Source organism: Thiobacillus sp., from assembly GCF_024708915.1.
The window spans coordinates 1-7,961 of the sequence record NZ_JANJXQ010000090.1 but is presented as its reverse complement, the minus strand read 5'-3'; the positions used below and the strand labels follow the sequence as shown (position 1 = coordinate 7,961).

Below are 7,961 nucleotides of genomic sequence, written 5' to 3'. Positions count from 1 at the left end.
CCATCTGCATCCCTACGACGCGATCCATCCCGTAGACATGCTGCCCGCCCGGGTGGCATATCGCCCGCTGGAGGCGGGGCAGACGCTTCGCATCGGCCGGGCTGAGGTCAGGGCATTGCATTTTCCCGGCCATACCCTGGGAATGGTCGCCTTTCTCATCGAGGGGCGTTATCTGCTGAGCGGCGACAGCCTGTTCCTGGAATCCGTCGCCCGCCCGGACCTGGGCGGCAAAGCCGAGGCATGGACCCCGCTGCTTTACGAATCGCTGAAGCGGATGGCAGAACTGCCGGACGAGACGGTGGTGCTGCCGGCCCATTTCAGCGATATCGCGGCAGGCGATGGAAACGGCGTCTTCCGCGCCACTCTGGGCGAACTCAAACAGCGCAATCCGGGCCTGCTCAAGCTGGCCGAGGGCGAAAAGGCTTTCTGCGACCATATCCTGGCGAACCTGCCGCTGTTTCCGCCGGCCTATGTCGAGATCAAGCGGGCCAATGCCGGGCTGGTCAGTCCGGACGAGCGCCAGGCGCAGGAGCTGGAACTGGGAAAAAATATCTGCGCGGTGGGAAAAACAGCCGCCCCACGGCCCGGCATGACGTGATCCGATTCCTGCGCGATGCCGTCTCCGCAGTCGCAGGGGCGGCGAAGCCTCGGCACACAATTCCGCTTTTAATAAAACATTTTTAAACAGTTGGTTGCTGGCGCTATTTCACGCCATACATCATGAGTCTCCTGGGCGAACACCTATCGTCGAGCCAACAGAATCAATGCGCCACGGCGCACATTTCAAAGCAGCTCTGCGCAACCCGCTACAACTATTGGCCGATACGGACAATCTCGGCCTGCTCGTCGGCGCCGAGCGGCTCTTCGGTATCGAGCTGATGCTGCAGCACGGCGAGATCGGCTTCGGAGGCATCGCTGCCGGTGCGCGACCGGTGCACGATGCGCTCGCGCAGGGTGGCGGCCGCAACCGGAAAATCGAGGATGCGGAATTCGACCTGGTGCGCGCGCGCGGTTTCGCGCAGCAGGTCGCGTTGCCAGCGCGCGGTGAAGGTGGCGTCGACGATGACCGGCCAGCCGGCGCCGAGCAACTGGCCGGCGAGGTCGGCCAGACGGCGGTAGGTTTGCCGGGTGGCGTCGGCGGCGTAGAGATGCGCTCCGACCGCCGAGCCGCTGCGCGCCAGGGCGTCGAGCCCGGCAAGGCGTTTGCGCTCGACGTCGGAGCGCAGGCGGATGGCGCCGGGGGCCTGCATCAGGGTGCGGGTGACGGTGGTCTTGCCGGAGCCCGACAGGCCATGGGTGACGTCGAGGCGCAGGGACAGGGGCCGCGTCAGTGCCGCCGCCAGCTCCAGCAGCGTGCGCGTTTCGGCGAGCGCAGCGGCGCGTTCCGGGCCCGCGGTCTGTCCGCTGCGTATCGCGGCGACCTTGGCGCGCACCAGCGCGCGGTAGACCGCGTAATAGCGCAGCAGCGCAAGGCCCGCATAATCGCCGGTCTGCTCCAGCCAGACGTTGAGAAACAGCCAGGCCCAGTCCGCGTGGTTGCGCTGCAGCAGGTCCATGTAGGCGAACGCGGCCTCGGACTGGATGTCGATCCAGCGCAGTTCCGGATTGAATTCGAGACAGTCGAACACCAGCAGCTGGTCGTCGACCCAGGCCAGGTTGCCGAGGTGCAGGTCGCCGTGGCATTCGCGCACGAAGCCGCCGCGCTTGCGCGCAGCCATCAGCGGGGCGAGCCGTGCATGCTCGGCATCGCTCCAGCGCTGCAGGGCGTCGAGTTGCCGGCGGTCGGCGGCGGCGTCGAGGTGCGGTGCGATCTGCAGGAAATTCTGCGCCGCCGGCTGCCGGATGGCGTCCGGGCTGCTCCACGGCTGATCTTCCGCAGCACGCGCGCATCCCTGCAGATGGAAGCGGGCGATGGTGGCGGCGATGGTTTCGACCTGCCGTGCGGTCATTCGGCCCTGCGCATCGAGCCGGTCGAGGGTGGCGTCCGGCGGGAACTGGCGCATTTTCACCGCGTATTCGAAGGCAGTGCCGGCGCCGTTGATGCGCGGGGTGGCGGGGGTGCCGGTGATGGGCACGACGTCGAGATAGATCGCCGGCGCAAGGCGACGGTTGAGCCGCACTTCGTCGCAGCAGGCGTGCAGGCGCTTGTCGAGGCTGCTGAAATCGAGGAAGCCGAGATTGAGCGGTTTCTTGATCTTGTAGGCGAATTCGCCGGTGAGCAGGACGTGGGAGATGTGGGTTTCGATCGTCCGGACCGGCCCCGCCGCGTGGTCGTAGCAGGCCGGGTCGTGCAGGCTGCGGACCAGTTCGGACGTGCCGTTCATCGCTTCCGGCATCGCGTCCGTGCCTGCCTGACCGTGGCGCGCATCCTTACAGCTGGCGCGCGTAGTCGTCCAGCTGCCGTTTCGCGGCATCGAAGGCGTCGCGCAGCGCGGCGTAGACGTCTTCGTTCTGCTGCCTGTCCACCACGATCTCGGAACCGGGTACGCCAAGGTCGATGCGGACGTTGAACAGCTTGCCTTGCTGCTGATGCCTGGCGGGCTGTTCGACTACCACCCGGCAGCTGACGATGTCGGCAAAGACCTGTTCGAGCTTGTGCACCTTGTCGCGGATATGCGTGTCTAGGGCGTCGGAATGGGGAATGTCGCGGAAGGTGATTTGAAGCGGGGTTTTCATGCGGGACTCCGTTGGTTGGGATGAAGCGGGACGATTCTGTTCAGATTACATTTTCGGGCGGCCTTCCTGGGCGTATTGCTTTTCGCGCTGTTCCTGGCACGCGATGCAGCGCTTGGCGGTCGGGTAGGCCATCAGGCGATTAAAACCGATCTCTCCGCTGCAGTCGATGCACACAGCATATTCCTCGTTCTCGATGCGCCGGAATGCAGCCTCGATATCCCGCAGCTCCAGAATCTGACGGTCCAGGATCGCCACGTTGAAATCCGCCAGCGCATTTGCCATCGATTCATCGCCGCTGTCGCCGGGTTCGCCGTTGAGCAGGTCGATGCGATGCCGATTGCCCGAGTTTGCCAGTTCTTCGCGCACTTCGCGCAACAGCGTCTGGTAATCCGTTTTGAGTTTTGCGACGAGTTGATCGAGTTGGGATTGATGAAGTGCGGCCATCGAACCTCCTGCGCGGTCGGGTTGGAACTGCCTGTCGGAAACATCAGGATAGCAAGCACCCATTTCAATAGCGACCGGCCAAGCCGATTGCGGTTGGCGCGCCCGGACAGGATGGCGGAGGGGTTTCACCCAGGATTGGCGCAGACTACGGGTGGCCGTGCCTGGATGAATGCCAGCGCGGCAGCGGCCGGCAGCGGCTTGCTGAACAGATATCCCTGCATGAAATCGCAGTGATGCGAGGTCAACAGGAGACGCTGCGCCTCGGTTTCCACGCCTTCCGCGGTCACGGCCAGCCCCAGGTTGTGGGCAAGCGCGATGGTGGCGGTGCAGATGGCGACATCGTTGGCGTCGCTCTCGATGTCGCGGACGAAGGACTGGTCGAGCTTCAGGGTGTGGATGGGCAGCAGCTTGAGATAGCTGAGCGAAGAATAGCCTGTGCCGAAATCGTCGATCGACAGACGCACGCCGAGATCGCGCAGGGCCTTGAGCTGGCGGATGCTGGCATCGGGGTCGTGCATGGCCGCCGATTCGGTGATTTCAAATTCGAGGTCGGCGCCCGTCAAACCGTGTTTTTTCAGCGCTTGCGCAACCTGCGCCAGCAGAACAGGGGAGTGCAGTTGATGCGCCGACAGATTCACGGCCATGGTCACCTCCGCGACCCCGGCGTCGCGCCATGCGCGGAGCTGGCGGCAGGCCTCGCCCAGCACCCACCCGCCCAGCGGCAGGATCATTCCCGTTTCCTCGGCAACCGGAATGAACAGGGCCGGCGACACCAGGCCGTCGCGCGGATGGCGCCAGCGCACCAGGGCCTCGACCCCGACGGCGCGGCCATTCCGGCTGTCCAGTTGCGGCTGGTAATGCAGCTCGAACTGATTTGTCTCGATCGCCACCCGCAAGTCGTGTTCCAGCATCAGGCGTTTTACCGCGACCAGGTTCATTTCTGCGGTGAAAAACTGGACATTGTTGCGGCCCAGCGATTTGGCGTGGTACATGGCGGCGTCGGCGTTCTTCATCAGCGCGTCGCCGTCTTCGCCGTCGTCAGGATATAACGCGAGGCCGATGCTCGCCGTCGAATGCAGTTCCTTTTCGCCGATACGGTAGCGCTGGGCCAGCATCTGCAGAATCTTGTGCGCAACGCGGGCGGCGGCCGTGACATCGTCCACGTCGGTCAGCACCACCACGAATTCGTCGCCGCCCAGGCGTGCCACGATGTCGCTCTCGCGCACGTTGTCGCGCAGGCGGCGCGCCACTTCCCTGAGCAAGGCGTCGCCGACGGCGTGGCCCAGGGTGTCGTTGATGGTTTTGAACCGATCCAGGTCGAGGAATATCACCGCCAGGGCGCGCTGCTCGCGACGCGCCGTGGCCAGCGCCTGTTCCAGCTGGCTTTGCAGGCTGAAGCGATTGAGCAGGCCGGTCAGGGCATCGTGATACGCCAAATGGCGGATCTGCGCTTCGGCCGCCTTGCGTTCCGAGATGTCGGTGAAACTGGCGACGTAATGGGCGATATGGCCGCCGGCATCGCGTACGGCGGATATCGACATCCATTTCGGATAGAGGGTGGCGTCCTTGCGGCGGTCGATGATCTCGCCCTGCCAGTAGCCCGTCTCGTTCAATGCGGTCCACATGGCCTGGTAGGTTTCGGCGGGCGTCTGCCCGGAAGCGAGAATGCGGGGGTTGTCGCCGCGAATTTCGTCGATGCCGTAGCCCGTCAGGCGGGTGAAGGCGGAATTCACCGCCAGGATGCGGTTGCCGCTGTCGGTGATGAGGATGGCCTCGCCGCTGTGCTCGAACACGTTGGCATAGAGCCGCAGCGCTTCTTCCGCCTGTTTGCGCTCGGTGATGTCCTGCACGGTGCCGCTGGAGCGGAGCGCTGCGCCTTGCGCGTCGTAGAACGTCTCGCAACGCTCGTTCACCCATTTGATACGGCCATCCGGCATGCGCAGCCGGTGGACGACTTCGTAGGGGATGCGGGTCGTCAGCGAGTCGGTGTAGGCCCGGTCGACGCGGTCGCGGTCTTCCGGATGGATCGCGCTCAGGAATGCCTCGTAGGAGACGTCGAAGGTCGCCTTGTCGACCTCGAAGAGACGGAATATCTCGTCCGACCAGGTCAGCTTGCCGCTGGCCGGATCGAGTTCCCAACTGCCGACCTGGGCGATGCGCTGCGCTGCGCTGAGGCGTCGCTCGCTTTCCTGGAGTGCTGCCTCGGCCATTCTTTTTTCCGTCACGTCGATGCCGATGCTGACCATGAAGGCCGTCTCGCCGCGCTCGTCGAGCAGCAGGGTATTCGACCACTCGATCAGCCGCCTGGTCCCGTCCCGGGCAACCCAGTAATTGGTATGCGATGCGCACAAGACATGCGGATTGCGGGCGAGGGCATTGAATGCCTCCTTGTGCACACTTTCCCGTTCTTCCGGCGTCAGCAGGAAATCCCAGACAAAACGTCCCTCGGCTTCCGCAAAGGAATAGTGCGTCAGCTTCTCGCAGGCGCGATTGAAGCGGCGGATGCGTCCTTCGCGGTCGAGCACCAGCACCAGGGCTCCGGCCTGATCGAGAATCGCGCCCTGCAGCGAGGATAGTTCGCGCAGCTCCTGCGAGCGCGCTTCCACCTGGGCTTCCAGGTTATGGCGGGTATCCGCCAGGGCGTCGGTCATGCGATTGATGGCGCGGGCCAGCCGGTTCAGTTCATCGATCTTTTCGTGCGGTGCCCGCTGCGACAAGTCGCCGGCAGCAATGCGGTCGACCACCCCGGTGAGGCTGCGGATCGGGCGCGACAGCCCGCGTCCCAGAAAATAGGCCGCAATGCCGGACAGCAGCAGGAAAAATCCCAGCGCGAGACAGGTTGTCCGGCGCAGCTGCATGGCCGGCGCCAACGCCTCGGCGGTGTCGATCTTCACCACCATGCCCCAGTCCAGGGCGGGCAGATAGCGCCAGGCCGCCACGTTTTCGATGCCAGCGTAGTCGCGAACGATGCCGCGGCCGCGATCTCCGGACAGCACTTTTTGCATTGGCCATGGCGTCTCCTGGAGCGGCTTGCGGTAGCGGTAGGCAGCCTCCCGGACATGTCTGAGCGGGGCGGTGTAAACAGCGTCGTTTCCGTCTTTCTGCACCAGCACCGTTTCGCCGGTGCGCCCCAGGCCGGTGCGGTCGGCCGTCACCGATTCCAGCCTGCTTACATCCAGCTGCAATGCGAGCGCGCCGGCCACCATGCCGTTTTCCAGCAGCGGCACCACCAGAAAGGCCGCAGGCTGGTTTCCGGACGGCGGATAAAGCGCAAAAGAACTGAGATGGGGCTGCTGGGTTTGCACCGCCTGATCGAATCCTTTCGCCAGCTGGGTGTCGCGATAAGCGCCGTGTTTCAGGCTGGCGCCGGTATCCGGCTCTTGCGCGATCGAAAACACCACGTTGCCGGCCTTGTCGATCAGCAGCAGGTCGTAAAAGCCGTCGGCTCCGTAGGAGGTACCCAGGCTGTCGCGCAAGCGCTGTGCGGCGGCCCGGTAGGCGGGGGCGTTCAGACCGCCCGCGTGGAAGGCGCGCTCCAGGGCGGCAAGGCCGTTGCGGATGACGTTCCTCTGGCTGAGCTGTTTGGCGTCCGCCAGCCGTTCAGCCATATAGCTGTCGATTTGCTCGGCTTTTTTGTCCGCGATCGTGGCCATGTTCGCCAGCACGGTTTCGCGCAGCGACGCTTCGAACGAGGCCAGATAAAAAGCGGCCAGCCCCGCCAGCGGCAGCACGGCCACCAGCAGATAACTCGCCAACAGGCGAACGGAGATGGGAAACGCGCCTATGGCCGGGCTCCGAACGGTTGCGGCAGCTCTTGCAGTGCGGATTGCGCGCCGGGGACAGTCGTCAGTATGAGGACAACAATGACCATGTGAAGATAATGGACACTCATCTTTGCGATTGTAAACTGGAGAGCGAATCTGTCTATGGATTCGTTGGCAGCTTTTTGTTCTATATGATTTTTTCGACGGCTGAGCGCATGCGGACGAAAAAAAGCGGCACCCCCAGGATGCCGCCTTCGCCTGAAATTCGGGAAATCACTGGATCGCCAGTTTCCTGGCCGAACTCACCGCTTTCTTCGGCAGGCTCAGTTCCAGCACGCCGTCGCTGTATTTGGCCTGGGCTTTGGCTTCGTCCACGTCGTGTGCCAGAGTGAAGCTACGCACCACCTTGCCGCTGTAGCGTTCCGAACGCAATACCTTCTCATCCTTTTTCTCTTCCTTTTCCACCTTCGTCTCGGCGCTGATCGAAACCTGGTTGCCGTCGATGCTGACGTGGATGTCCTCCTTTTTCACACCAGGAATGTCGGCGTGAACGGTATAGGCATCGTCGTTCTCCTTCACGTCTATCTTGATTTGCATCTGGGTTTGCCCTTCGAAGGCAACCGGGCGAACGAAAAAGCCCTTGAACAGGTCATCGATGTCCTCAAACGGATCGATACGGGTCAGGCTGAATGGGTCGTAACGGGCAAGCTTGCTCATGGGTTTCTCCGCATCTGAATAGTGGATGGATGGAAAAAACGGCAGTTACCTTGCCAACTGCCTATCCAACCCTAGATCATCGGGAAGGCAAATCAAGACCGGGGGCGCCGTCGTCCCTCACAGCCGGCGGAGCCGTGGCGGGCTGCAATTGCCTGGTGCAAAGCCTCGATACGTGGCTGCGCAAGGCGCCCGGAGTATGAAAGTGGTTCTTTCCTGAGCCTAGTGTCGTGACTCAGAAATATCGCAACATGAAACGGCGTCTTTTTCCGCATGGCGGCGTTGCTCGTCGTTGCCATAGAGCCGGCTATGTCGCCTCCTCGCGCCTTGCCCTGCGAAAAAATCCATCCGTTTCATTACGTC

The 7,961-nt window shown here is 63.2% G+C and carries 5 protein-coding genes and 1 pseudogene; 1 reads left to right on the top strand and 5 read right to left on the bottom strand.

The annotated features are described in order from the left end of the window. A pseudogene (locus Q0L94_RS07210) lies at nt 1–598 on the top strand (MBL fold metallo-hydrolase); the annotation flags it as partial. A gap of 214 nt (nt 599–812) precedes the next feature. On the opposite strand, the gene Q0L94_RS07205 reads toward Q0L94_RS07210, so the two are convergent. The 5 genes from Q0L94_RS07205 to Q0L94_RS07185 form a co-directional block, all read right to left on the bottom strand. Further along, complete coding sequence (locus Q0L94_RS07205) at nt 813–2,324, bottom strand: bifunctional aminoglycoside phosphotransferase/ATP-binding protein (protein WP_296751836.1); 1,512 nt, start codon at nt 2,322–2,324, stop codon at nt 813–815. A gap of 46 nt (nt 2,325–2,370) precedes the next feature. Continuing rightward, the gene (gene raiA, locus Q0L94_RS07200) at nt 2,371–2,676 is read right to left on the bottom strand and encodes a ribosome-associated translation inhibitor RaiA (protein WP_296751833.1); all 306 of its coding nucleotides are present in this window, start codon (nt 2,674–2,676) and stop codon (nt 2,371–2,373) included. A gap of 45 nt (nt 2,677–2,721) precedes the next feature. Further along, entirely contained in the window at nt 2,722–3,249 is a 528-nt protein-coding gene (locus Q0L94_RS07195) for a TraR/DksA family transcriptional regulator (protein ID WP_296751830.1), read from the bottom strand. Further along, the gene (locus tag Q0L94_RS07190) at nt 3,246–6,875 is read right to left on the bottom strand and encodes an EAL domain-containing protein (protein ID WP_296751827.1); all 3,630 of its coding nucleotides are present in this window, start codon (nt 6,873–6,875) and stop codon (nt 3,246–3,248) included. Before Q0L94_RS07190 ends, Q0L94_RS07195 begins: the two co-directional genes overlap by 4 nt. A gap of 282 nt (nt 6,876–7,157) precedes the next feature. After that, nucleotides 7,158–7,601 carry an Hsp20/alpha crystallin family protein gene (locus tag Q0L94_RS07185; RefSeq protein WP_296751825.1) on the bottom strand — a complete coding sequence of 148 codons (444 nt, stop codon included), beginning with the start codon at nt 7,599–7,601 and terminating at the stop codon, nt 7,158–7,160. Nucleotides 7,602–7,961 lie beyond the last annotated feature (360 nt).

What these genes read in the sequence shown, in the direction of transcription:
- Q0L94_RS07205 (WP_296751836.1), bottom strand. Translation starts at nt 2,324, where the DNA reads ATGAACGGCACGTCCGAACTGGTCCGCAGCCTGCACGACCCGGCCTGC.
- raiA (WP_296751833.1), bottom strand. Translation starts at nt 2,676, where the DNA reads ATGAAAACCCCGCTTCAAATCACCTTCCGCGACATTCCCCATTCCGAC.
- Q0L94_RS07185 (WP_296751825.1), bottom strand. Translation starts at nt 7,601, where the DNA reads ATGAGCAAGCTTGCCCGTTACGACCCATTCAGCCTGACCCGTATCGAT.